This window comes from Amycolatopsis sp. NPDC104819 (assembly GCF_055583145.1).
Window position 1 is genome coordinate 421,702 of the sequence record NZ_JBVJON010000005.1, and the last position, 23,807, is coordinate 445,508.

Below are 23,807 nucleotides of genomic sequence, written 5' to 3' on the forward strand. Positions count from 1 at the left end.
CGGGGGAAGGAGGGTCATCCCTTCACCGCCCCGGCCATCAGGCCGCTGGTGAGCTTTCTCCGCAGGATGCTGAAGAAGACGATGCTGGGGATGGCCGCGAGCACGGCGCCCGCGGCGAGCGGGCCGAGGGCGACCTTGCCCTCACCGCCGACGAACATGTTGAGCGTGATGGGCAGGGTGTAGTTCTCCGGCGACTGCAGCAGCACCAGGGCGAAGAAGAACTCGTTCCACGACGAGACGAAGCTGAACATCGCCGTCGCGACCACCCCGGGCGCCAGCAGCGGGAACACGATCGTGCGCAGCACGGTGAGCCGGCTCGCGCCGTCCATCGCGCCCGCTTCCTCGAGCTCCACCGGGATCGCCGCGACGTACCCCTGCAGCATCCAGAGCGCGAACGGCAGCATGTACGTCGTGTGCACCAGCGTCAGCCCGGCCAGGTTGTCGGCCAGCCCGAGCGTCCGCAGGATCAGGAACAGCGGCAGGATGATCAGCACCACCGGGAACACCTGGCTGACCAGGATCCAGCCGACACCGGCGGCGCGCACCCGGCCCTTGAGCCGCGCGAGCACGTAGGCGGCGGGCACGGCGATGAGGACCGACAGCGCGGTCGACGCGAGCGCGACGACCAGGCTGTTGGCCGCGGACCGGACCAGGCCCTGCTTCTCGAAGGCCTCGGTGTAGTTGTCCCAGTGCCATTCGCTCGGCAGGAGGCTGACCGTCAGCGAGTTCAGCTCACCCGAGGACTTCACCGACGCGGAGATGAGCCACAGCAACGGAAAGCCGAGGAAGAGGATGTAGAGCGCGAGGGCCGCGTACTGGGCCGGGCGGACGAGGACCCGCATCAGCGCCCCTTTCCGGCGCGGTCGTCGCGGAACTGCGACCGCAGGTAGACGGCGAGGATGAGCACGACCACCACCACGAGGACCAGCCCCATCGCGGCGGCGTAGCCGATCTCCCGGTTCTTGAAGGCTTCCAGGTAGATGAACAGCACCGGGACCATCGTCTTGCCGCCCGGCCCGCCCGCGGTGAGCACGTAGACCAGCGAGAACGAGTTGAAATTCCAGATGAAGTTCAGCGAGGTGATCGAGGTGACGATCGGGCGCAGGCTCGGCCAGGTGACCGCGGTGAACCGCCGCCACGCGCCCGCGCCGTCGACGGCCGCGGCTTCGTGCAGCTCGGCCGGGATCTGCTGCAGGCCGGCCAGCAGCGTCACCGTCGTCTGCGGCATGCCGACCCAGACCCCGACGACGATCACCGCGGGCAGCGCCGTGGAGAAGTCGCCGAGCCAGTTGACGTCGTCCGGGAGGCCGACCCCGCCGAGGAAGGCGTTGAGCGGGCCGCCGTTGGCGGAGTAGATCATCTGCCACATGATCGCCACGACGACCGGCGGCATCGCCCACGGCACGAGCGCGAGCACCCGCGTCAGGCCTTGCAGTTTGAGCCCCGAGTTGAGCAGCAGCGCCAGGCCCATCGCCGCGGCGAGCTGGAGCAGGGTGACGCCGACGGTCCAGATCATGCCGATCCGGAGCGAGTCCCAGAACAGGGTGTTGCCGGCGAGCTTGGTGAAGTTGTCGACCCCGGCGAAGCCGTAGTCGGGATGGCGCACGAGGCGCGCGTCGGTGAAGGCCAGGAAAATCCCGACGACCAGCGGCGCGACGCTCAGCACGAGGATCGGGATCAGCGACGGCAGCACCAGCGCGATCGCCTCGCGGCGGCGGGTGCGGGCCATGGCCGGCTTCCGCCGCGGCGGCGCGGGCGACGGGCGCGTCAGGGTCGCGGTCATCGGGCGCCTCCGGTCGACTCGCGCACCATCAGCTCCGGGCCGACGGTGACCTGCTGGGCCTCGTGGTCCGGGTCGTCGGCGAGCTGCAGCATGATCCGCGCCGCCGCGCGCCCGCGTTCGGTCGAGCCGAGGGACACACTCGTCAGGCTGGGCTGGAAGACCCGGCCGAGCTCGGTGTCGTCCATCCCGGTGATCGCGACGTCTTCCGGCACGGACAACCCGAGCTCGCGCACCGCCCGGATGGCCGCGATGGCGAGCAGGTCGTTCGCCGCGACGAGCGCGTCCAGCCGGCCGCGGGCGAGCAGCCGCCGGGCCGCTTCGAGCCCCGCGGTGACGGTGAAGTCGGCGGCGGTCTCCTTGTCGACGCGCTCGGCGGCGATTTCGGCCGCCACGGCGTCGAAACCCCGCTGCCGGGACGCGCCCGGCGTGGTGTCGACCGGGCCGTTGAGGAACCCGATCCGGCGACGGCCGATCGAGTGCAGGTGCCGGACCGCCTCGCCGATCCCGCCCGCCGAGTCGGTGGAGACCGAGCTGATGCCCTGGTCGTCCAGCGCCCGCCCGATCACCACGACCGGCACCGGCGCCTGCTGGATCTCACGGATCAGCCGGTCGTCGGTGCGCAGCGGGCTGACGATCATGCCGTCGACGAACCCGCTGTTGAGGCTGCGGACCAGCTCGGTCGTCGACGTCGCGGTGTCGCCGGTGCTCATCACGACGACCCGGTAGCCGTGCGGCTCGAGGACTTCGTGGATGGCCCGCATCATCTCGACGTAGACGGGGTTGCCGATGTCGGCAACCCCGAAGGCGACCTGGAAGGTCTTCTTCAACCGCAGCGACCGGCCGATCGCGTCCGCGCTGTAGCCGAGCTCGGCAGCCGCGGCGCGGACCCGCTCGACCATCGCGGGGCTCGCGCCGGTCCCGTGCAGCGCGCGCGAGGTCGAAGCCAGGGAGACCCCGGCCCGCTCGGCCACCTGCAGCAGCGTGGCGCGTGTTGACGTCATCGTCGCCTCAACCTCGGGAGTGCGTTCTGGAAACGTTTCCAACTTCGGAAGCCGGAACTGGAAACGTTTCCAATCAGATTAATCCTGATACTGACACCCGTTCGGCGGTCGTGTCAACACGCGCGGTGCGCGCCGGAGCGGTCAGGCCCAAGGCGCGCGTGACCTCCCGCATCCTGATACGGCTCGCCCCCACCACCCCGGGTGCCGATAGTGGTGGCGTGCTCACCTCCCGTGCCCCCTTCACCCTCCCCCGGGCCGAGCGGACCGGGACGCGAGTGTCCTATCGCGACGCGCTCGTGGCGCCCCTCGCCGGCTACCGGCCCCTGCTGCTCGACCTCGTCGTGCCGGCCGGGCAGGCGCCCGCCGAGGGCCGTCCCGTCGTGGTGTTCCTCTACGGCGGCGCGCCGGCGGCCGGCTCCCACAAGCACAGCCGGCTGGGCGACCAGGTGACCGACCGGCTCGTGGCGGCCGGGTTCGCCGTCGCGCGGGCGCAGTACCGGCACGGGCGCGAAGCCCCTTTTCCCGCGCAGCTCCACGACGTGAAGGCCGCCGTCCGGTGGGTGCGGCACCACGCGGACGAGCTGGAGCTCGACGCCAGGCGCGTCGCGGCCTGGGGACATTCGGCGGGCGGGTACCTGTCCGCGATGCTCGCGGTGACGGCGGACGAGCCCGATTTCGACGGCGACCTCGGCATCACCGGCCCGTCCAGCTCGGTGGGCGCGGCGGTCGTGTGGAGCGCGCCGACCGACTTCACGCACATCCCCCCGCCGCCGGAGGGGTTCGCGCTGCACAACAGCGGCCACGACCCGCACGACTGGCGGCCCGGCGCGACGGCGAGCCCGCTCTTCCACGCGTCGACGGGCTCGGCGCCGCTGCTGCTGGTGCACGGCACCGACGACGTCGGGATCCCCATCGCCCACAGCGAAGCGCTGGTGGCGGCGTACTGGCGCGCCGGCGCGGACGCCGACCTGATCCGGCTCGACGGCACCGGCCACTTCTACGGCGAGCGGAAGCTGCAGCAGGTCACCGGCGACGGGATCGCGTTCCTCCGCGCCCACCTCGGCTGAAAGGTCAGCGCAGCTGCTCGATCACCTCGGCGAGGTAGGGCATGTCCGGCTCGAAGACGCTGAAGTAGCTGATCCCGAACCGGTCCCGGAGCTGCCGCAGCCGATCCGCCGCCTCGTCCGGCGAGCCGAGCAGGACGCAGGGCAGCCGGGTCGCCTGCTCATCGTCCGTCACGCCGGTCGCGCCGCGGACCCGGCCGAGGGCGAGCTCGCCGCGGTTCCGGGCCGCCGCGACCAAGAGCAGGTTGAGCTCGACGTCGCGGTCGCCGGCGGCCTCCCGCACCACCTCGATGCGCTCGGCGAGCAGCTCCTCCGACCCGCTCGTCTCGGGCGGGAGGCTGACGATGTCGGCTTCGCGCCCGGCCAGCCGCAGCACGCGGTCGCCCGCGCCGCCGACCATGATCGGCGGGATGGGCTTGTCGGGCTGCTCGGCCAGCAGCGCCAGCGTGCCGGCGAGGGTCCGTTCGAGGCGTTGAACCCGTTCGGCGCCGGTGCCGAACGGCACGCCCGCCGCCTCGTATTCGGCTTCCATGTAGCCCGCGCCCAGCCCCAGTTCAAAACGGCCGTCGGTGAGGCGGTGGATGTCGGCGACGTCCCGGGCCAGGTAGCCGGGGTTGAGGACACCGGTGTTGAGCACGTAGGTGCCGACCCGCAGCCGTGTTGTCGCCATGGCCGCGGCCACCAGGGCCGGGAACGGCGCGGGGCAGCCGACGAGGTGGTCGACGACCTGGAGCACGTCGAACCCGGCGTCCTCGACCGCACGCGCGCGGTCTTGCCACTCCTGCCGGGACTCGACGTTGAACAGGCTGACACCGAAGCGGAACGGGCGGTCACTCATGGGTCCAGGCTGGCACACTCCGTCACTCCTCGCGCAGGTGCTCCAGGCTCGACGTCCGCCACAGCGCCGGAAGCGTCACGAGCGTGACGGCCAGGACCGCCGCGGCCGCGGTCGCCGAAAGGACGCCGATCATCCCCGCGTCGACGGCCATCGGGCGGTGCAGCACCAGGGTGAGCAGCAGCCAGTCGAGCCCGAGCCCGGCGAGCACCGCGACGACGACGGCCACCGCGACCGGGATCGCCAGCTGCCAGACCAGGGACCGGGCGAGCACCCCGTGGCCGACGCCGTTCGCCCGGAGCGTGGCGAGGCTGCGCCGCCGTTCCCGGAGCTGTTCGAACGCCGCGATCAGCAGGCTGCCCGCGGCGAGCAGCAGCACCAGGACCGAACCCACCGACAGCACGCGGGTGATCAGCGCGTACGTGCCGTCCCGCTCGGTGCCCAGCGAACTGACGTTCCCGTTCCAGCCCACGGTGTTGCGGATGACTTCCACGAGCGCCGGGTCCGCGGCGGCGATCGTCGCCGACGCCGACAGCGCGACGGCCTTTGCGGTGGCGAGCGCCGCCGGGGTCACCAGGAGCTCCATCGGACCGTCGGCGGGCGCCAGGTGGAAGCCGTCCGCCGGAATGGTCCACTGTGGAGTGTCCGAGTACCGGGTGAAGGAGACCTGCTCGCCCGGGGCCGGGCGGTGGCCACCGGCCGCGGGTGTCCCGGCGGCGAAGACGTCACCGTCGTGGCAGTCCGCGAGCCCCAGTTCGGCGCAGGTCCCGACCAGGACCGGAGTCGGCTGCCCGGCCGCGGTCCGGACGAGGCCGCGGGTCCGCACCGGCACGTCGCCGAGCCCGGGCAGGCGGTGGAGGGCGGCGGTGAAGGCCTGGGCGTCGGGGACGGTGGTGGCCTGGAAGGTCGCGAGGACGCGGACGGTGGTGGGCGGCGGCCGGTCGCTTTCGGCGCGGGCGTAAACACCTTGCAGGGCAATGGATCCGGTGAGCACCACGGCGATCCCGCTCACGAGCCGCGCGGCCGTCGCGGTGTCCAGCTGGATCCGGCGGACGGCCAGCAGCCAGGCCGGCGAGCCGCCGCGGAGGCGGCCCGCGAGCCGCTCGACCAGCCACGGCAGCAGCGCCGGGACGGCGCACAGGACCAGGGTCACGCCGACGACGACGGCGGGATCCAGGGCGTCGGGCTCGCTGCTGCCCACGCGGGTGGCCATGAGCCCGCCGCCGGCGACCGCGGGCAGCAACCGCCACCAGAACTTCCGGCGCAGCCGGGTGCCGCGCCGCACGACACCCAGCGGCTCGATGACCACCCGCCGCAGCGCGAAGACCGCCGCGGCGGAGGCGAGCAGGGGTAGGAGCAGCAGGACCGGGACGCCGAGCCGCCAGTCGGGCACGACGTCGGCGCCGAAGATCCCGCCACGGAAGGCGGACACGGTGATCTTCGGGACGAGCAGCCGGACGAGCAGGAACAGCGCCCCGCCGACCACGAGGCCGGCGAAGGACCCGAGAAGCGCTTCCCCGGCGGCGATCCGGCGCACCTGGCCACGATCGGCGCCGACCAGCCGGAGTGCGGCGAGCCGCCGGTCCCGGGAGGCCGCGGCCAGCCGGGTGCTCGTGACGACGAAGACGAAGACCGGAACGAGACAGGTGGTCGCGCCCACGACGACGAGCAGCAGCTCGATGGCGTCGAAACCCCGCCGGAAGGGCTCCCCACCGAACCGACTCACGGCGGCGGCCTCCGGCTGCCCGGCCACGGTGTCGGAGCCGAGGTAGAAGTAGAGCTCGTTCGGGCCGGTGAGCCCGGCGTCGCCGATGGTGCCGATGACGCGGTGCGGGAAGCGCGGCCGCAGCAGCTCACCGTCCGGCGAGGCGAGAAGAGCGACGAGCGCGGGAGAGAGAACGGCTTCCCCGGGCCCGGGCAGCCGCTCGACACCGGGGGCGGTGGGCGGGTGCGGGCCGGTCGGCTGCACGAGGTATCCCTCCAGGCCGCGACCGCGGAACTCGTCGTCCCGCTGGACGGCGAAGACCGGATCAACGCCACCGACGGCTTCGGCGATCGGCATCCGCGCGGCGCCACGATCGCCTCGGGCGGCGAGCATGTGCGGAAGGGAGGTGGCGGCGAGGAGAACGGCAACACCGAGCCCCACACCGACCGCGGTCAAGCTGAGGCGCAGGAGGGCGGTCCGGGCGCCTCCCCCGCCGAGGGCGAGGCGGACGCCGAGGAGAAGGTCGGCTGCCCAGCGGCGGATCATCGGGCCACCTCGGGAGTCGGAGCACCGGAGGTGCATGCCAAGCTCGCGCAGTCGCCGAGCCGCAGGGCGGCCGCGAAACGCCGGGCCACGCCGAGCTTCCGGCCGCCTGCCCCGCACGCCAACGCCACCCATCCGCCAAGCCGCGACTCACCTGGCCCACGCCGGATCGCGCCAAACCTCCGGCCCTCGCGCCCGCCGGCCGCGCCCACCAACGCCACCTCGCGACCGAGCCGCAGACCGCTCCTCCCCCACCGGATCATCGGGTCATCTCCAACTCTCGAGTCCGGCCGTCGCGGACCACCACTTCACGGTCCGAATACGCCGCCACCCGGGCCTCATGAGTCACCAAGACCACCGCCGTGTCGCGCTCGCGGGCTGCCGCCGTCAGCAGCTGCATCACCTGCTCACCGTTGAGAGAGTCCAAAGCGCCCGTCGGCTCGTCAGCGAACACCACCCGGGGGTTCGTCACCAGGGCTCGGGCCACCGCCACCCGCTGGCCCTGGCCGCCGGACACCTCACCCGGCCGCTTTCCCGCCACCTCCGCCAAATCCAGCTCCGCCAGCATCGCCCGCGCTCGCGGTGTGGCCGTCCGGGCGCGGTCGCCGTTCAGGCGCAGCGGCAGCGCCACGTTCTCCAGGCACGTCAGCTCCGGGACCAGCTGGCCGAACTGGAAGACGAACCCGAACTCCGTGCGGCGCAACGCCGATCGCCCGCGGTCGGTCATCTCCGCCAGGTCCGCACCCTGGTAGCGGACCGTGCCGGCGTCGGGCCGGACGATGCCCGCCAGGCAGTGCAGGAGCGTGGACTTGCCCGCCCCCGACGGCCCCATCAGGGCCACGATCTCCCCCGCGCGCACCCGCAGGCTCGCGCCGCCCAGTGCGTCCGTGGGGCCGTACGCCTTCCGGACGTCCAGCGCCTCCAGCAGGACCTCGCTCACGCGATCTCCTTCGCCAGCTGGTCGAGCCGGGCCGCCGTCAGCTCCAGCCAGCGGAGGTCGGCCTCCAGGTGGAACAGCGCGTGGTCGCAGATCAACTGGTCGACCAGGTCACCCGCGGTCTTGCGGCGGGTCAGCTCGCGCATGGCGTCGAGGTGGGCCGCGCGCTGGACGTCGAGGACCTCGGCCGCGGGCCGCCCGGACAGCAGCGCCAGCACCACCTTCGTGTACAGCGTGTTGTGCAGGTACGCGTCGGGCTTCTCCGGGGTAGCCAGCCAGCTGCCGACGTCGGCGACCCCGGCGTCGGTGATCGCGTAGCGCTTGCGCTCGGGGCCGCCGTCCACCTCGACGCCGTCGGCCTCCACCAGGCCCTGCTTCAGGAGCCGGGCCAGCGTCGAATAGACCTGCCCGTAGTGCACCTGGCGGTCGTGCCCGAACCGGTCGTCATAGGCGCGTTTCAGGTCGTAGCCGTGCCGGGGGCCGTTCTCCAGCAGGCCGAGCAGCGTGAGTCCGATCGACATGCCCACGACTCTACACGGTGTGTATAGCCGGAGTTTATACACCCCGTTCATAGTGATCTTTTGCGCGTTTCGTGCACATTTTCGGGTTCCGGCGTTCAGGAGTTCGTCATGCGTTCCTCGTCCCGAAGATCCCGAAGAGCCCGAAGATCCCGGCGCGCCCTGGCGGCGGCCGTCGTGCTGCCGCTGGCCGGCGCCCTCGCGGTGGCCGTCGCGCCGACCGCCGCCGCCGTGCCCACCGGCTTCGTCGACACCGGCGAAGGCCTGCCCGGCAACCCCTTCGCGAGCAGCGCCGACGCGAACGCCCGGCGGGTCATCGCCTACGGCTCGCGCAACCAGTTCCGGTTCGGGTTCCGGCCGGGCACCGGCGAGCTGTGGGCCGGTGACGTCGGCCGGAACACCTGGGAAGAGATCAACCGGGTCGCCGACGCGGGAGACGCGGTGGCGGAGAACTTCGGCTGGCCGTGTTTCGAAGGCACCGCCCGGCAAGCCGGTTACGACGGCGCGAACCTCGACCGGTGCGAGTCCCTGTACTCGGCCGGCGGGCAGAGCGCGCCGTACTACGCCTACAACCACAACGCCAAGGTCGTCGCGAGCGACCCGTGTCCCACCGGCGGCTCCTCGATCAGCGGGATCACCTTCGAGGCGGGCAGCAACTACCCGGCCGCCTACGCCGGCGCACTGTTCTTCGCCGACTCCTCGCGTGGCTGCATCTGGGCGATGCAGACGGCGAACGGCCAGCCGAGCCCGAGCCGGATCGTGCCGTTCGTGACCGGCGTCAACGCGCCCGTGCAGGTGCTCACCGGGCCGGGCGGCGACGTCTTCTACGTCGCACTGGGCAGTGGTGAGCTGCGCCGGGTGAGCTACCCCGGCGGCACCAACCGCCCGCCGGTCGCGGCGGCCACCGCCACCCCGTCCAGCGGGCCGGCGCCGCTGGCCGTCCGGTTCGACGGCACCGGCTCCACCGATCCGGACGCCGGTGACGTGCTGACCTACGCGTGGGACCTCGACGCCGACGGCGCGTACGACGATTCGACGGCCCCGCAGCCCACCTGGACCTACACGGCCGCGGCGGCGGTCGACGCCGGGCTGCGCGTGACCGACTCCCACGGCGCGACGGCGACCACGACGGTCCGGGTCACCGTCGGGAACCCGGCGGGCCTCGACCCGGTGCCGGTCATCGACTCCCCCACCGCCACGCTGACCTGGTCGGTCGGACAGACCGTGCCCTTCGCCGGCCGCGCGATCGACGCCCAGGACGGCACCCTGCCGCCGTCGGCGTTGTCGTGGCGGCTCGCGATCCGGCACTGCGCGGCCAACGGCACCTGCCACACCCACAACGTCCAGGACTTCCCCGGGGTGGCTTCGGGTTCGTTCGTCACGCCGGACCACGAGTACCCGTCGTACCTGCAGCTGACCCTGACGGCGACGGACTCGACGGGCCGGACCGGCTCGAAGACCGTCGACCTGCAGCCGAAGACGGTGACGCTGAACTTCACGTCGAACCCGGACCAGGCGCTGCTCACCGTCGGCGGGACCCAGCAGCGCACACCGTTCTCCCGGACGGTGATCGCCGGGTCGGCGAACTCGATCAGCGCGGACAGCCCGCAGAACCTGCCGCCGCTCAACCTGAAGTACGCCTACACGAGCTGGGCGCACGGCGGGGCGCGGGCGCAGAACGTCGTCGCGCCGCCGGCGGGTGCGACGTATCAGGCGAAGTACCGGCTCTGCTGGCTGCTGCAGCCCTGCTGAGCGGATGACCCGGCCCCGCGGGGCCGGGTCATCCCTCCGGGTTCTTCGTCTTCTCGGGTTTCGCCGACTTGGACGCCTGCTTTTCGGCCTTCCTCGACTCTTTCGCCGCTTGTTTCGACTCTTTCGCGGCCTGCTTCGACTCCTTCGCCGCCTGCTTGTCGTTCGTAGCCGCACCGGTCTCCGTCGCGGACTCCGACTCCGCGGCGGCGGCCGTCTCGTCGGGCGAGGTGGGCGGCGCCGACGTGAGCTGCGCCGACGACGTGTCGCGCGGGCCCCCGTCGGCCGGCACCGCGCCGCCCGGCCAGGTCGGAACCGGTTGCACCGTCGTGGTTTCGCCGCCGGGAGCCGGGGGCGGCGCCACGACGGCGGTGCTCGCGCCGATGGTCACCGTCGTCGCCAGTGCCGCGCCGGCGGCGGCCACCTTCGCCGCGGTGACCCACGAGAGGGCGGACGCGCTCGTTGCGCCGGAGGAAGCCAGGGATCCGGTGGCGGACAACACTTGCGTCACGAGCGGGACGCCGAGGATGAGCGGCGCGACGGCGGCCGGCAGCTCTTCGTTCAGCTGCCGCAGGCCGCCGGCCAGCTCGCGGCACTCCGCGCAGCGTGCGAGGTGCGTGGTGATCCGGTTCGCCTTGTGGTCACCGATCCCGTCCCGCACCCACCGCGCCAGCTGGCCGGAGACGTCCCGGCAGGTGCGCCGGCGGGCGACCGGGACGTGCTGGTCGAGATAGGCCTGGCGCAGCCCTTCCCGGGCGCGGTAGGCCAGCGCGGCGACACTGTTCGGCGTCATCCCGAAGTCTTCGGCGATCCGGGCGGGCGACTCGCCTTCGATCTCGGTCCGCCACAGCACGGCGCGCCAGCGTTCGGGCAGGCTCGCGAACGCGTTCGCCGCGACGGAGGCGTGCATCCGGCTGCCCACGCGGTCGTCACTGCCTTCGCCCGGCAGGACGTCCGGCACCTCGGCGACCACGGACACGGCGGAGTCGCGCCGGCGCCAGCTGATCATGGTGTTCCGGATGGTGGTGAGGAGATAGGGGCGGAAATCCTCGTCCGGCCCCTCGCCGGAACGCAGAATCCGCAGTACGCGGGTGAATCCTTCGGCGACCAGGTCGTCCCGCTCGGCCTCACTGTCCGCGATCGCGGCCGCCACCCGCCGCGCGGCGACGTAGTGCCGGTCGTACAGATCCCCATACGCGGCAATGTCTCCGCCGCGCACGGCTTCGATCAAAGCCGCGTCGCTCGAACCGGTCATCGCCGGCGCCAGGTCGGTCACCACACATCCCCTCGCCCGTGCGCTTGCACGTGCAGAACATCGTGCATGGTGGCGTAACGGGTGGCCGGACGCAAGGTTCGGAGCCCGCCGAGAACGTGCGCCGCGGTCGGCCACGGCGACGCCGGGTCACCGAAACCGTCGCCGAGGCGGCAACCGGACGCGTGGCTCGCTTCTTTTCCGCCACCCGCCACCGGATTTCGAAGTGACACCCGGCTTCGAATTTACTCCCCCCAGGCCGGCGGCCGGGCCCAGCGGGCGTTTCCGGCACAGGAACCCGTTCCACCGGCCCGCGGCGCGGACAAGTCTTGCGCGGGGCGGGTACAGTGTCGAAAACAGTAACGTGTTCTAGTTTGTGCCGTGGAGGGAACCGGGATGGACGAGCAGCCGATGCGGTATCCGAACCACCTCGGCCACCTGGTCGTCTCCGCTCTGAAACGCCACCGGGACGCCCCGGTGATGGTGCTGGGCGAGACCACGATGACCGGGGGCCGGACCGCCGAACAGGTCAGCCAGTACGCCCAGGCCTTCGAGACGCTCGGGGCCGGCACCGGCGCGGCGGTGGCGCTGCTGTCGCTGAACCGCCCCGAGGTCCTGCTGATCATCGCCGCGGGCCAGCTGCAGGGCTCCCGCCGGACGGCGCTGCACCCGCTCGGCTCGCTCGACGACCACGCCTACATCCTCGGCGACGCCGGGATCACGACGCTCATCATCGACCCGGTGCCCGCGTTCGTCGACCGGGCGCTCGGCCTGCTCGAGAAGGTGCCCGGCCTGACGAAGGTGCTCACCATCGGGCCGGTGCCCGACGAGCTGGCCCACGTCGGCGCGGACCTGACCGCGGCCGCCGCGGAGTTCGAGCCGGGCCCGCTGGCGCCCGCCGACCTGCCGCCGGACCAGGTCGTCTCGATCACCTACACCGGCGGGACGACCGGCAAGCCGAAGGGGGTCATGGGCACCGCGCAGGCGATGGCGACCATGACCCAGATCCAGCTCGCCGAATGGGAGTGGCCCGAGGCGCCGAAGTTCCTCATCTGCACCCCGCTGTCGCACGCCGGCGCGGCGTTCTTCGCGCCGACGCTGCTCAAGGGCGGCTCGCTGGTCGTGGTGCCGAAGTTCGACCCCGCCGGCGTGCTGCGCATCATCGAAGAGCAGCGGATCACCGCGACGATGCTCGTGCCGACCATGCTCTACGCGCTGATGGACCACCCCGACTCGCGCACCCGCGACCTGTCCTCGCTGCAGACGGTCTACTACGGGGCCGCGTCGATCAACCCGGTGCGGCTGCGCGAGGCGATCGACCGGTTCGGGCCGATCTTCGCGCAGTACTACGGCCAGTCCGAAGCCCCGATGGCGATCAGCTACCTCGCCAAGGGCGACCACGACGACGCGCGCCTGGCCTCGTGCGGCCGGCCGTCGGCCTTCCTGCGCACGGCATTGCTCGACGCCGACGGCAACCCGGTCGCCCCGGGCGAACCCGGGGAAATCTGCGTGGCCGGGCCGCTGCTCGCCGGCGGCTACTGGAACCTGCCCGAGATCACCGCGGAGACGTTCCGCGACGGCTGGCTGCACACCGGCGACGTCGCCCGCGAGGACGAGGACGGCTTCTGGTTCATCGTCGACCGCGTCAAGGACATGATCGTCACCGGCGGGTTCAACGTCTTCCCCCGCGAAGTCGAGGACGTCGTCGCCGAGCACCCCGCGATCGCGCAGGTCGGTGTGATCGGCACACCCGACGACAAGTGGGGCGAAGCCGTGACGGCGGTGGTGGTCCTGCGCTCGGACGCCGACTCCGGCGAGGCCGCGATCGAGAAGCTGACGGGCGAGATCCAGGCGTCGGTCCGGGAGCGCAAGGGTCCGGTGCACGTGCCCAAGCAGGTGATCGTCGCCGCGTCCCTGCCGATGACCGGGCTGGGCAAGCCGGACAAGAAGGCCCTGCGCGCCCAGTACCAGCCCCGGAGCGCGGCCGTGTAGGGCGTTATACGGCCGCGGTGAGCTTGCCGGGGTTCATCATCCAGAGGACCTGGTCGATGCCTTCGGTGGACGCGGTGATCGTGACCACGGCGAAGACCTCGCCGTCGCGGGTGAGGCGCATCGCGTGCGCGCCGTTCACGTGGGTGGGGGTCACCTCCACGCCGGTCCAGAAGCGGTCGGCGAACGCGCGGACGTACTTCGCGACGGTGGTCGCGCCGCGGACCGGGATGCGCGACGCGCGGGCGACGCCGCCGCCGTCGGAGTAGCTGACCACGTCAGCGGCGAACAACCGTTCCAGGGCGGGCAGGTCGCCGGCCTGGGCCGCGGCGACGAACGCGGTCAGCAGCCGCCGCTGCTCGGGCGGCGCGGCCGGCGCACGCCGTTCCGCCGCGAGGTGCTTGCGCGCGCGGCTGACCAGCTGGCGCGCGGCGACTTCGGTCGTCTGCACGATCTCGGCGATCTGGCGGTACGGGTAGTCGAAGGCCGCGCGCAGCACGTAGGCGGCGCGCTCGGTCGGGGTCAGCTTTTCCAGCAGGAGCAGCACAGCGAGCTCGAGCGCGGCGCCTCGTTCGGCGCCGAGCTGGGGATCGGCCGAGGTGTCGACGGGCTCCGGCAGCCACGGGCCGACGTAGGTTTCGTGCCGTGCGTAAGCGGTCCTGGTCGCGTTGATCGCCAGCCGGGTGGCCGTCGTCGCGAGGTAGGCGCCGGGGTTGGTCACGACGGACCGGTCGCACAGCTGCCAGCGCACCCACACCTCCTGCAGGAGGTCCTCCGCGTCGGCGGCGCTGCCCAGCATCCGGTAGGCGATCCCGAACAGCCGCGGCCGCACCCCGGCAAAGACGGCGGCCGCGTCGTCGAGGTCCTCCATGCGCGCGGATTCCTTTCGGGGGCGGGGTTTCGGATGGGGTGACCGGACGGCAGCGTACTCGCCACCGTCCGGTTCCCGGGGCAGGCGAGCCCGTGATCAGCCGTTGGGGCGAACCCCGCGCGGTGCCCGCCGGTCGCGGCGCCGGCATCGGCTGGCCGGGCCCGTGGACCATCATCACGGCCGACGCGGCTTCCGTGTCGGGCAAGTCGATTCCTCCCTGAAGGTCGGCTCGACCACTCGGACAAGACGTGTCCCGCGGCTGTGACACGACCTGCGTCACACCCGGGCGGGCTGCCTTGTCGAAAGGGCGAGCCGAAAGGAGCGCCGAGCATGGCCGATCCGCCGCCGTCCGACGAGTTCGCGAGCCGGGTGCGCGCCGCGTGCGAACGCGGATCGGTGACGGCGCTGGGTTTGCTGCTGGCGGACGGTGTCACCGCCTGGCTCGACGGTGGCGGGAAGGTGCGCACGGCGGCACCGGCCTGGTGGTGCAGGTGGCCGGCGAGGTCGGCGCGATCGTCCTGTGGCGGGCCGCCGACCGGGTGAGCACCGAGCTGTGGGTGGTGCTCAACCCGGTGAAGGTGCGGAACTTCGTCACGAACGCGGACGCGGCCTTGTCGTAGGGGGTGCGCAGCCGTCCCGGGCCCACCGGGAGCGCGCCAAGCGGAGGGAACGGACATGAAGGTCGTCGTCATCGGCGGAACCGGTCTGATCGGCAGGAACCTGGTCACACGGCTGGCCGAGCACGGCCACGAGGCGGTGCCCGCCGCCCCCAGCACCGGGGTGAACACCCTGACCGGCGAAGGGCTGAAGGAGGTGCTGCAGGGCGCGGACGTCGTCGTCGACGTGTCGAACTCGCCGTCGTTCGCCGACGACGACGTCATGGCCTTCTTCCACACGTCGACCGGGAACCTCACCGAAGCCGCCCGGGAAGCGGGTGCCGGGCACTACGTCGCGCTGTCGGTGGTGGGCACCGACCGGCAGCCGGCCGTCGGGTACTTCCGTGCGAAGGTCGCGCAGGAAGAGCTGATCACGGAGTCGGGCCTGCCGTTCTCGATCGTGCGCGCGACCCAGTTCTTCGAGTTCGCCGGCGGGATCGCCGACGGGTCGACGACCGACGGCAAGGTGCACCTGCCGGGCGCCGGGGTGCAGCCGATGGCGGCCGCCGACGTCGCCGCCGCCGTGGGCCGGGCCGTCGCCGGGAGCCCGGTCGGCGGGGTCACCGAGGTCGCGGGCCCCGAGGTGCTCGGCCTCGACGAGTGGGTGCGCCGGGTGCTGTCGGCCCGCTCCGACGCGCGGGAGGTCGTCACCGACCCGGCGGCGCCGTACTTCGGCGCGGTCCCGGGACCGGAGGACTTGCTGCCCGGCCCGGACGCGCGCCTCGCGGAGACCACGCTCGCCGAGTGGCTGGCCCACGATTCCCGGTCCTGACCCCGCCCTGTACACCACCACCGTCACGGTGGCCGGCGGCCCGCTCGCGCACGGCCGGGTGTCCGGTCGTGCGCGTTCCGCCGACGCCGGGCTGCGCGTCGAGCTGCGGCTTCCGCCCGCCCTCGGCGGCACCGGCGACGGCACGAACCCGGAGCAGCTGTTCGCGGCCGGGTACGCCGCCTCGCTGCACGGCACGGTGAGCGTGCTCGCGCGTGAGGCCGGCGTCGACCCGGCCGCCGTGACCGGCGTGGCGCCGCACCTGGTCGAGCGGGCGAAGACCCGCTGTCCCCACACCAGGCTGGTGGCCGGCGGGGACCAGTCGTATGCTCCAGGCAGCTACTCAACTAGTTGACTATGCGAGGTGTGGGTATGAGCAGCTTCCGCAAGGCCGTCGAGGCCCGTGATCCCGACGCCATGGCCGCGGCGCTGGCGGACAACGTGGTGTTCCGGAGCCCGGTGGCCTTCCGGCCGTACCCGGGGAAGGCGATCACCGCCGCGATCCTGCGGGGCGTCCTGCGGGTGTTCGAAGACTTCCGTTACGTGCGTGAGCTGACCGGCGGTGACGGCCGTGACCACGCGCTCGTCTTCGAGGCCCGGATCGGCGACGTGCGGGTCGAAGGCTGCGACTTCCTGCACCTGGACGACAACGGCCTGATCGACGAGTTCACGGTGATGGTCCGCCCGCTCTCGGCCGCCCAGGCGTTGTCGGAGGCGATGGCCGCGCAGTTCGACCAGATCCAGCGCGAAGCACTCAACTAGGTGAGTATGGCACTCCGGCACGCGCTGATGGCGGCGCTGCTCGAGGGCGAGGCGTCGGGCTACGACCTGGCGAAGGGCTTCGACGCCTCGGTGGCGAACTTCTGGGCCGCGACCCCGCAGCAGCTCTACCGCGAGCTCGACCGCATGGCGTCCGACGGCCTGGTGCGCGCCCGCCTCGTCCACCAGGAGCGGCGGCCGGACAAACGGCTGTTCGCCCTGACCGAGGCGGGCCACCACGCCCTGCACGAGTTCACCTCGCGACCGCCCCGGCCCGGCGTGATCCGCGACGAGCTGATGGTGCAGGTCCAGGCGCTCGACGCGGGTGACGAGCCGGCGGTGCGGCGCGCCCTCGAGGAGCGGATGACCCGTGCGAAGGACAAGATCGCCCGCTACGAGCGCCTGCGCTCCCGGCTCCTCGACGGCCGCTTCGAGGAGGACTACCTCGCCGAGGCCGAGCGGATCGGGCCGTACCTGACGTTGATGCGCGGGCTGTCGTTCGAGCGGGAGAACCTGCGGTGGTGCGAGCAGTCGGCGAAGATCCTGGACCGCCGCGCGGCGCGGTAGGCCTCAGCTCAGTCCGGCGTCGTGGACGGCGATCGCCACCTGGGTCCGGTTCGCGGCCTCCAGCTTCGCCATGATGTGTCCGATGTGGACCTTCACCGTCGACTCGCTCACCACCAGGGCCCTGGCGATCTCCGCGTTGCTCAGCCCGCGTCCGATGTGGACGGCCACGTCGTGCTCGCGCGGGGTCAGCACCGCCAGCCTCGCCTGCGCCCGGGAGGTCCCGCCCCCGGAGGCGAAGTCCGTCAGCAGCCGCTTCGTGATCTTCGGGGACAGCATCGCCTCGCCGCGGGCCGCGACCCGGACCGCCGTGACGAGCTCGCGGGGCGGGGTGTCCTTGAGCAGGAACCCGGCCGCGCCGTGCCGCAGCGCCGCGTAGACGTACTCGTCGACGTCGAACGTCGTCAGGACCACCACCGCCGGGGCCGCCGGGTGCCCGGCCAGGCGGCGGACCACCTCGATGCCGTCGACCTTCGGCATCTGGACGTCGGTGAGCACGACGTCCGGCCGGTAGCGGTCGGTCAGCTCCACCGCCCGCGAACCGTCGGTGTCCTCGGCGACGACCTCGACGTCGTCGGCCGACTCCAGGATCATCCGGATGCCGCTGCGGACCAGCTCCTCGTCCTCCAGCAGCACGACCTTGACCGTCACTCCGCCTCCTCGCCCACCGGGAACCCGGCCGCCACCCGGAACCGGCCGTCGCCGGTCGGGCCGGTTCGCAGCTCGCCGCCCGCCAGCTCCACCCGTTCGCGCATCCCCACCAGCCCGTAGCCCGACCCCGGGACGGCGCTGCCGTGCGGGGTCAGCCGGTTGGTGACCTCCACCGCCAGCCGGTCGCCGGTGACGGCCAGCCGGACGTCGACGGCCGCGTGCGGCGCGTGTTTGCCCGCGTTGGTCAGGGACTCCTGCACCACCCGGTAGACGGCCCGGCCGACCTGGTCCGGCACCACCGGCAGCGGGTCCGGCAGCGCCAGCTCGACCCGGGCCCCGGTCGCGGTGACCTCGTCCACCAGGTCCTCCAGCGAGGCCAGCACCCCCGGGTTCGCCTCGCCGGCGGGAGCGTCGTCGCGCAGCACCCGCAGGATGCCCCGCAGCTCGTCCAGCGCGGTCGCGCTGGTGGCGCGGATCGTCTCGGCGGCCTGCTCGGTCTTCTCGTCCGGAGCCCGCAGCGAAAGCGCGCCCGCCTGCAGCGCGACGGCCGTGACGCGGTGGGCGACGACGTCGTGCATCTCCCGCGCGATCCGCCGCCGTTCGGCGAACACGGCCTGGTCGGCCAGCAGCGTCCGGGTGCGCTCGGCCTCGTCGGCCCGCTCGCGCAGCACGGCCAGCAGCGCGGCGCGCTGGTGCATCCACAGCCCGGCCAGCACCGGCCCGAGTACGAACATGACCAGCGCGAGCGCGAACGTCGTGAGGTTCACCGCCTCGGTGAAGACCCGGAAGAGCTTTCCGGCGACCGCGGCGGCGACGACGGCGACACCGGTCCGCACCCCGACGCCGTGCCGGGCCGCGACCGAGTACACGGCCACCGTCATCGGCAGCAGCGTCACCCCGGCCGGCAGGCAGGCGACCGCGACGACCAGCACCACGAACGGGTACCGGCGGCGGGCCAGCAAGGCGAGGCCGGAGACGACCACCGCGGGCACGTACAGCGCCGGGTGCGGGTCGCGCGGGTCGCCGCCGGCCAGGCTCACCACGATCACGGCCGCGGCCACCGCGACGTCGAGCGCGAGCAGCACGACCCGGCCGTCCCACCAGCTCAGCCACCGCTTCATCGCGACCAGGGTAGAGCGCGCCCGCTCAGCCGGCACGACGTGCCAGGGTGAACGCCGTCGCGCCCAGGGCCACCACGACCAGCGCCGCGTACACCGCGGTCCCGGTGGCCGCGGCCAGCGCCGTGCCGCTGAACGGCAGCGCGGTCACCGGCACGCGGGCCAGCGCCGCCAAGGTCGTCTCCACGACGAACGCCCACACCGCGAACAGGCCGACGGCGAGCCCGGTGTGCCGCAGCAGCCCGCCGAGCGCCACGCCGGCGAGTCCGGAAAGGACGGTCAGCGCCAGCACCGCGCCGGCCGCCCTGCCCGCCGCCCCCGCGTCGGCGGGCAGGGCTCCCCCGCCGGTCAGCACCCCGGCGGCGGTCAGCACCACCATCAGCAGGCCGGCGAGCAGCCCGAGCCCGGCGGTGACCAGGGCCCGCGCGGTGACGATCCGCGCCGGTGAGCGCAGCACCAGCCGGGTCGTCGCGAGCGTGCCGTGCTGGTGGTCGAGCCCGAACGCGGCGACGCCGACCGCCGCGACCAGCAGCGCGCCCAGCCGGTCGACCAGCCCGAACGCCGAGGTGAACGCGTCGAGGTCCCCGAGGTCGCGCTTGAGGCCCCAGTACAGGCCGGACGCGAACTGCAGCACCCCGGCGCCGACCAGCAGCAGCCACGTCGAGCGCAGCGACCGGACCCGGGCCCATTCGTAGGCCAGCGCGTTCTTCACGACGCCTCCCCCCGGTGTTCGACGGCGGCGGAGGTGGCGGCGAGGAAGGCGTCCTCCAGCCCGCTCTGCCGGACGAACAGCTCCCGCACATCAACGCCTTCCCGGCCGGCGATCGCCGCCACCCGGCCGGTGTCGGCGGTCTCGACGACGAGCTCGGCGGCTTCCTGCCGGACGCGCAGCCCGTCGCGCGCCAGGGCGACTAGCAGCACGCTCGGCCGGTCGGCGCGGACGACGACGTCGGCGCGGGCGTGCCGGCGGACGAACTCGGGCAGCGGCCCGGCCGAGACAAGCCGGCCGGCGCCGATGACGATGAGGTCTTCGGCCAGCAGCGACATCTCGGCGAGCAGGTGTGACGACGCGAGGATCGTGCGTCCCTCCCCCGCGAGCCGGCGCAGCAGGTCGCGGATCCAGCGCACACCCTCGGGGTCGAGCCCGGTGGCCGGCTCGTCGAGGATCAGGTACTCCGGGTCGCCGAGCAGCGCCGTGGCCAGGCCGAGCCGCTGCTTCATGCCGAGGCTGAACCGGCCCGCGGGCCGGCGGGCCACGGACTCCAGGCCGACGGTCGCGAGGACCTCGCGCACGCGCCGCGCCGGCAGGCCGCCGCCCGCGGCGACCATCCGCAGGTGCGCCGCGGCCGTCCGCGCCGGGTGCACCGCCGCGGCGTCGGTGAGCACGCCGACCGTCCGCAGTGGACCGGGCACCCGCGCGTAGGGGCGACCGCCGAAAGTGGTGTGCCCGCCGCCGCGGGTCAGGCCGAGCATCAGCCGGATGGTCGTCGACTTGCCGGCGCCGTTCGGCCCGAGAAAACCGGTCACCACGCCGGGCCGCACGGTGAACGACAGGTCGTCGACACCGCCGCCGCCGCGGTAGGTCTTGGTGAGCCCTTCCGCGACGATCATCGGCGCACCGGGGCGTAGGCGTCGCGCCGGCCGACCACGAACCACAGCAGGCTGCCCAGGAACGGCGCGCAGAAGGCGAAGATCACCCAGACGAGCTTCATGCCGCCGGTGAGCCGGGAGCCGAGGATGCTGACGAGCGCGGCCAGGAACAGCACGACGAAGGCCAGCACGACGGCGCCGGTCAGGCCGAGCACGAGCCACGACCAGGTCTCCTCGTGGCCTTGGATCAGGGCGGCCGGGTGCATGGGTCTCCTCCGGGGCTGCGGCCCGCCGGGTGCGGGCTCCTGACACCACGATCGCCGGTTCCGCGGGCGCGCACATCGGATCTTCGGCGACGCCGGGATAGGCGGAAAGTACTAGGGCGCCCGCGACTGTTGTACGGCTCTTGTACGGCAGCCGCCCACGATCCCTCCCGACATCCCGATGGAGGAAACGTGAAAACCACACTCAAGGCGGCGGTGGCCACGGTCGGCCTGGCCGTCGCGGTCACCGGGCTGGCCGCCGCGCCCGCGGCGCAGGCCGCCTCGACCTACCCGGTCACGACCACAGTGGACGGTCGCACCGTCAAGGACCCGGACGTCGCGGTGGGCGCGCAGCGCATCGCGAACATGTACCAGTCCGGCACTTCGGTCACCCTCGCCTGCCAGGACAGCGGCCCGGCCTACGGCGGCAGCAGCATCTGGGACCTGACCACCGACGGCCTGTGGATCCCGGACGCCTACGTCAAGACCGGCTCGACGTCGATGGTCGCGCCGCAGTGCACCACGCCGCACGCGTACCCGGCGAAGGCGGACCTCAACGGCCGCGCGAAGAAGGGCGACGCGGCGGACGCGGCCGGCAGCGTGGCCAACAAGTACCTGACCGGCGCCTCGGTGCCGGTGGTCTGCCAGGCCACCGCGAAGGACGAAATCTGGGACTTCACCGCGGACGACCTGTGGGTGCCGGACGAGTTCGTCAAGACCGGGACCGAGGGTTTCGTGAGCGGTGTCCCGCACTGCGACACCGACGGCCTCAAGCCGGGCGGCTCGGCCAACCCCGCGGACCCGCGCGCCGACAGCGCGATCGCGTTCGCCAAGGCCCGCCTCGGCCACACAGACTGGAACAACCAGTGCGAGCTGTTCGTCGAACGCGCCTTCGGCACCAGCGGCCGGTTCGCCAGCGCCACCACGCACTACCAGTGGCAGAAGAGCAACGGCCGCATCCACACCGGTTCGGTCGCGCCCGCCGGCGCCGCGGTGTTCTTCACCAGCACGACCAGCAACGGGCACATCATGCTCGCGCTCGGCGGCGGCGTGGCGATCAGCACCGGCCCGTCGGTGTACCAGACCAGCACCTACGCGCAGCGCTCCGACTACCTGGGCTGGGCGTACGTCCCGTCCGGCTGGTGAGCGCGGTCGTCCCCGTCGAGGTCGACCTGCCACCCGGCGAGCACCAGGGTGCGGCAGGCGCGCTCGAGGCACACCCGGTGCTCGTCACCCGGCGGCCCGGGCTCGGCGTCGTCGGCCATCAGCGTCTCCTTCCCGACGGATGTGATCACAGCACACCGCCCGGACCACACCGGTCTCAATGTGAGACGACGTGGAACGCTCTCACCACATCGGACTACTTGGGGGTCTCATGACATCGCGCCACCGATGGGCCCAGGCGGCACTCGCCGCCGGGGTGCTCGCGGGCCTGCTCGCCGCTCCGGCGGCCGCCCAGGCCGCGGCCGGACCGGCGACCCTGCCGGCCACGCAGTACACGCTGAACGCCAACTACCACCAGTTCGACGCCGTCAACTCGGCGCTCGTCTCGACGCTCGGCACCGCCGCCGTCCACACCGTGATGGACAACGCGAACCACGACCGCACGGCCCTGCCGTCGTCGTTCTCGGTCGCCGGGCTCTCGACCGGGTTCCGGTTCGACTCGGGCGACAACACCGACTGCGCGAACTACCCGCAGGGCATCACGACCAGCCGGGACGCGGTCGGCACCGCGAACAGCGGCAACTACGACGGGCACCAGCTCGTGCTGGTCAGCTGGTACACCAAGGACGGCTGCGACGGCGGCCAGGCCCGCAGCCGGATCACCCTGGCCGACTGGGACGCCACCTACCCGAACAAGTACCGCAAGGTGCTGCTGGTCGAGCCGACCGGCACGGCGGCGGCGCCGGACTTCAAGGACATCCCGATCCACGCCGGCGGGGTGTCCTGGTACGGCGACTACCTCTACGTCGCCGACACCGGGCGGGGCATGCGCGTGTTCGACATGCGCAAGATCCTCAAGACGGACTCCGGCGGCACGGCCGACCAGATCGGGCACGCGACCGGCAGCACGTACTACGCGCACAACTACGCCTACGTCCTGCCGCAGGTCGGCACGGTCACCTCGGCGACGACGTCGGGCACGAACCTCGCGTGGTCGTCGATCTCGCTCGACCGGGTGAGCAAGTCGATCGTCATGACGGAGTACACCTGCCCGTCCGGCTGCACCGACTACCCGAACCGCGCGCCGCGGGCGATCCGCTACCCGTTCGCCTCGTCCGGGACCTTCGCCGCCACGACGACGGCGAGCCAGGCGTTGCAGCTGCCCTGGTACAAGCTCAACGGCGTGGCGTCGCACAACGGGCGCTGGTGGTTCAACTCGTCCGGCCAGAAGCAGCTGTACTACTGGACGCCGTCGGCCGGCTCGTCGACGTTCCCGTGGGTGAGCAGCGGCGAAAGCCTCTCCTACTGGGAGGACGACACCAGCGCCGACCTGCTGTGGTCGCTGCAGGAGGGCGCGGGCAACCGCAACGTCTTCGCGGTGACCCAGGCCACCTACGGCGGCGGCTGAGCCCCCGGCCGGTAGCCTGACCACATCGGACGAACCGGACAGCACCCAGCACCGAGGCGGGCACCGCGTGCCCGCCTCGGTCTGCTGCTCGCGGTCCTCCTGCTCTTCGGCGGCGCCGCCCCCGCGCTCGACGCGGGAACACCCGCGCCCGACAGCCGGGCGGCGATCACCGCCCCGCCCGCGCACGACCTCATCTCCGGCCGCGGCGCGCCTTTGCGCGTCTCGGCCGTGCCCACGCCGGTCCCGTGGGCCGTCCTCCCGACCGCCCCGGGCTTCGGCCCGGCTTCCCCGGTCTTCCGCGTCGACTCGGCCGATCTCCACCTCCCGGCCGACGCGGTCCCGACGTCGCACCCGGCCCGGGCACCACCGTCCTCAGTGAGCTGATCCCTTACCCGGCACCGCTTTCCGCGGTGTCGCGCTCACTACTGCCCGAAGGACGGGACCCATGTCCGTTGTCGTGTTGACCCTGCTGACCGCCGTCGTCTTGGTGGCCGTCGGCCTGTTCGTGAAGATGCTCCGGGACGACGAGCCGCTGCTCGGCGGGCTCGGGCTCTGCCTGCTGGTCGGCCCCGGCGCCGTGCTGGCGTTCGCGCACGTCGGCCTGGCCGGCTGAGCCAC

The 23,807-nt window shown here is 72.8% G+C and carries 26 protein-coding genes; 11 read left to right on the top strand and 15 right to left on the bottom strand.

Going from position 1 to position 23,807, the window contains the following annotated elements:
• Nucleotides 1–14 precede the first annotated feature (14 nt).
• The 3 genes from ACZ63E_RS18035 to ACZ63E_RS18045 are packed head-to-tail and all read right to left on the bottom strand — an operon-like array spanning nucleotide 15 to nucleotide 2,784.
• Entirely contained in the window at nucleotides 15–842 is an 828-nt protein-coding gene (locus ACZ63E_RS18035; protein WP_465337147.1) for a carbohydrate ABC transporter permease, read from the bottom strand.
• Complete coding sequence (locus ACZ63E_RS18040; RefSeq protein WP_465337148.1) at nucleotides 842–1,783, bottom strand: carbohydrate ABC transporter permease; 942 nt, start codon at nucleotides 1,781–1,783, stop codon at nucleotides 842–844. The genes ACZ63E_RS18035 and ACZ63E_RS18040 overlap by 1 nt, the downstream gene beginning before the upstream one ends.
• A complete protein-coding gene (locus tag ACZ63E_RS18045; RefSeq protein ID WP_465337149.1) occupies nucleotides 1,780–2,784 on the bottom strand; it encodes a LacI family DNA-binding transcriptional regulator in 1,005 nt (334 codons plus the stop codon). Before ACZ63E_RS18045 ends, ACZ63E_RS18040 begins: the two co-directional genes overlap by 4 nt.
• A 218-nt stretch (nucleotides 2,785–3,002) precedes the next feature.
• Here ACZ63E_RS18045 and ACZ63E_RS18050 point away from each other — a divergent pair, with 218 nt between their 5' ends.
• Nucleotides 3,003–3,851, top strand: a complete 849-nt coding sequence (locus ACZ63E_RS18050) for an alpha/beta hydrolase fold domain-containing protein (RefSeq protein WP_465337150.1) — start codon at nucleotides 3,003–3,005, stop codon at nucleotides 3,849–3,851.
• Nucleotides 3,852–3,855: 4 nt separating this feature from the next.
• Here ACZ63E_RS18050 and ACZ63E_RS18055 read toward each other — a convergent pair whose 3' ends face one another.
• The 4 genes from ACZ63E_RS18055 to ACZ63E_RS18070 form a co-directional block, all read right to left on the bottom strand.
• Nucleotides 3,856–4,686, bottom strand: a complete 831-nt coding sequence (locus ACZ63E_RS18055; protein ID WP_465337152.1) for a TIGR03621 family F420-dependent LLM class oxidoreductase — start codon at nucleotides 4,684–4,686, stop codon at nucleotides 3,856–3,858.
• Between the two features lie 22 nt (nucleotides 4,687–4,708).
• Nucleotides 4,709–6,934, bottom strand: coding sequence for an FtsX-like permease family protein (locus ACZ63E_RS18060; protein WP_465337153.1), 2,226 nt, complete (start codon nucleotides 6,932–6,934; stop codon nucleotides 4,709–4,711).
• A 256-nt stretch (nucleotides 6,935–7,190) separates the two neighbouring features.
• Nucleotides 7,191–7,871 carry an ABC transporter ATP-binding protein gene (locus ACZ63E_RS18065; protein WP_465337154.1) on the bottom strand — a complete coding sequence of 227 codons (681 nt, stop codon included), beginning with the start codon at nucleotides 7,869–7,871 and terminating at the stop codon, nucleotides 7,191–7,193.
• The gene (locus tag ACZ63E_RS18070) at nucleotides 7,868–8,389 is read right to left on the bottom strand and encodes a PadR family transcriptional regulator (protein ID WP_465337155.1); all 522 of its coding nucleotides are present in this window, start codon (nucleotides 8,387–8,389) and stop codon (nucleotides 7,868–7,870) included. The genes ACZ63E_RS18065 and ACZ63E_RS18070 overlap by 4 nt, the downstream gene beginning before the upstream one ends.
• Nucleotides 8,390–8,497: 108 nt before the next feature.
• Between ACZ63E_RS18070 and ACZ63E_RS18075 the strand changes: the two genes are divergently transcribed.
• A complete protein-coding gene (locus tag ACZ63E_RS18075) occupies nucleotides 8,498–10,138 on the top strand; it encodes a PQQ-dependent sugar dehydrogenase (protein WP_465337156.1) in 1,641 nt (546 codons plus the stop codon).
• 28 nt (nucleotides 10,139–10,166) lie between these two features.
• Here the strand turns inward: ACZ63E_RS18075 and ACZ63E_RS18080 are convergent, their stop codons facing one another.
• Nucleotides 10,167–11,411 carry an RNA polymerase sigma factor gene (locus tag ACZ63E_RS18080; RefSeq protein WP_465337157.1) on the bottom strand — a complete coding sequence of 415 codons (1,245 nt, stop codon included), beginning with the start codon at nucleotides 11,409–11,411 and terminating at the stop codon, nucleotides 10,167–10,169.
• 372 nt (nucleotides 11,412–11,783) lie between these two features.
• Between ACZ63E_RS18080 and fadD8 the strand changes: the two genes are divergently transcribed.
• Nucleotides 11,784–13,379, top strand: coding sequence for a fatty-acid--CoA ligase FadD8 (gene fadD8, locus ACZ63E_RS18085; RefSeq protein ID WP_465337158.1), 1,596 nt, complete (start codon nucleotides 11,784–11,786; stop codon nucleotides 13,377–13,379).
• Between the two features lie 4 nt (nucleotides 13,380–13,383).
• On the opposite strand, the gene ACZ63E_RS18090 is transcribed toward fadD8, so the two are convergent.
• Nucleotides 13,384–14,247 carry an RNA polymerase sigma-70 factor gene (locus ACZ63E_RS18090; RefSeq protein WP_465337159.1) on the bottom strand — a complete coding sequence of 288 codons (864 nt, stop codon included), beginning with the start codon at nucleotides 14,245–14,247 and terminating at the stop codon, nucleotides 13,384–13,386.
• A 491-nt stretch (nucleotides 14,248–14,738) separates the two neighbouring features.
• Here ACZ63E_RS18090 and ACZ63E_RS18095 point away from each other — a divergent pair, with 491 nt between their 5' ends.
• The 5 genes from ACZ63E_RS18095 to ACZ63E_RS18115 are packed head-to-tail and all read left to right on the top strand — an operon-like array spanning nucleotide 14,739 to nucleotide 16,998.
• Nucleotides 14,739–14,867 (top strand): hypothetical protein, encoded by a 129-nt coding sequence (locus ACZ63E_RS18095; protein ID WP_465337161.1) that lies wholly within the window; start codon nucleotides 14,739–14,741, stop codon nucleotides 14,865–14,867.
• A 55-nt stretch (nucleotides 14,868–14,922) separates the two neighbouring features.
• Complete coding sequence (locus ACZ63E_RS18100) at nucleotides 14,923–15,675, top strand: SDR family oxidoreductase (RefSeq protein WP_465337162.1); 753 nt, start codon at nucleotides 14,923–14,925, stop codon at nucleotides 15,673–15,675.
• A gap of 28 nt (nucleotides 15,676–15,703) precedes the next feature.
• The gene (locus ACZ63E_RS18105; protein WP_465337163.1) at nucleotides 15,704–16,027 is read left to right on the top strand and encodes an OsmC family protein; all 324 of its coding nucleotides are present in this window, start codon (nucleotides 15,704–15,706) and stop codon (nucleotides 16,025–16,027) included.
• Nucleotides 16,028–16,044: 17 nt separating this feature from the next.
• Nucleotides 16,045–16,434 (top strand): nuclear transport factor 2 family protein, encoded by a 390-nt coding sequence (locus ACZ63E_RS18110; RefSeq protein WP_465337164.1) that lies wholly within the window; start codon nucleotides 16,045–16,047, stop codon nucleotides 16,432–16,434.
• Nucleotides 16,435–16,440: 6 nt separating this feature from the next.
• Nucleotides 16,441–16,998 carry a PadR family transcriptional regulator gene (locus ACZ63E_RS18115; protein WP_465337473.1) on the top strand — a complete coding sequence of 186 codons (558 nt, stop codon included), beginning with the start codon at nucleotides 16,441–16,443 and terminating at the stop codon, nucleotides 16,996–16,998.
• Between the two features lie 3 nt (nucleotides 16,999–17,001).
• Here ACZ63E_RS18115 and ACZ63E_RS18120 read toward each other — a convergent pair whose 3' ends face one another.
• Genes ACZ63E_RS18120 through ACZ63E_RS18140 form a run of 5 tightly spaced genes read right to left on the bottom strand, consistent with a single transcriptional unit; the run spans nucleotide 17,002 to nucleotide 20,620 of the window.
• Nucleotides 17,002–17,646 (bottom strand): response regulator, encoded by a 645-nt coding sequence (locus ACZ63E_RS18120; RefSeq protein WP_465337165.1) that lies wholly within the window; start codon nucleotides 17,644–17,646, stop codon nucleotides 17,002–17,004.
• Nucleotides 17,643–18,767 (bottom strand): sensor histidine kinase, encoded by a 1,125-nt coding sequence (locus ACZ63E_RS18125; protein WP_465337167.1) that lies wholly within the window; start codon nucleotides 18,765–18,767, stop codon nucleotides 17,643–17,645. Before ACZ63E_RS18125 ends, ACZ63E_RS18120 begins: the two co-directional genes overlap by 4 nt.
• A 25-nt stretch (nucleotides 18,768–18,792) precedes the next feature.
• Nucleotides 18,793–19,476, bottom strand: coding sequence for a hypothetical protein (locus ACZ63E_RS18130; RefSeq protein WP_465337169.1), 684 nt, complete (start codon nucleotides 19,474–19,476; stop codon nucleotides 18,793–18,795).
• Complete coding sequence (locus tag ACZ63E_RS18135) at nucleotides 19,473–20,375, bottom strand: ABC transporter ATP-binding protein (protein WP_465337170.1); 903 nt, start codon at nucleotides 20,373–20,375, stop codon at nucleotides 19,473–19,475. Before ACZ63E_RS18135 ends, ACZ63E_RS18130 begins: the two co-directional genes overlap by 4 nt.
• Nucleotides 20,372–20,620 carry a PLD nuclease N-terminal domain-containing protein gene (locus ACZ63E_RS18140; protein ID WP_465337171.1) on the bottom strand — a complete coding sequence of 83 codons (249 nt, stop codon included), beginning with the start codon at nucleotides 20,618–20,620 and terminating at the stop codon, nucleotides 20,372–20,374. The genes ACZ63E_RS18135 and ACZ63E_RS18140 overlap by 4 nt, the downstream gene beginning before the upstream one ends.
• A 189-nt stretch (nucleotides 20,621–20,809) precedes the next feature.
• Between ACZ63E_RS18140 and ACZ63E_RS18145 the strand changes: the two genes are divergently transcribed.
• Nucleotides 20,810–21,763, top strand: coding sequence for a hypothetical protein (locus ACZ63E_RS18145; protein ID WP_465337172.1), 954 nt, complete (start codon nucleotides 20,810–20,812; stop codon nucleotides 21,761–21,763).
• On the opposite strand, the gene ACZ63E_RS18150 is transcribed toward ACZ63E_RS18145, so the two are convergent.
• A complete protein-coding gene (locus ACZ63E_RS18150) occupies nucleotides 21,727–21,882 on the bottom strand; it encodes a hypothetical protein (protein WP_465305808.1) in 156 nt (51 codons plus the stop codon). The two genes, ACZ63E_RS18145 and ACZ63E_RS18150, sit on opposite strands and share 37 nt — an antisense overlap.
• 110 nt (nucleotides 21,883–21,992) lie before the next feature.
• Here ACZ63E_RS18150 and ACZ63E_RS18155 point away from each other — a divergent pair, with 110 nt between their 5' ends.
• Both ACZ63E_RS18155 and ACZ63E_RS18160 read left to right on the top strand, forming a co-directional pair.
• Nucleotides 21,993–23,189 carry a hypothetical protein gene (locus ACZ63E_RS18155; RefSeq protein ID WP_465337173.1) on the top strand — a complete coding sequence of 399 codons (1,197 nt, stop codon included), beginning with the start codon at nucleotides 21,993–21,995 and terminating at the stop codon, nucleotides 23,187–23,189.
• Nucleotides 23,190–23,634: 445 nt separating this feature from the next.
• Nucleotides 23,635–23,802: a hypothetical protein gene (locus ACZ63E_RS18160; RefSeq protein ID WP_465337174.1), complete on the top strand. Its 168-nt coding sequence runs from the start codon at nucleotides 23,635–23,637 to the stop codon at nucleotides 23,800–23,802.
• Nucleotides 23,803–23,807 lie beyond the last annotated feature (5 nt).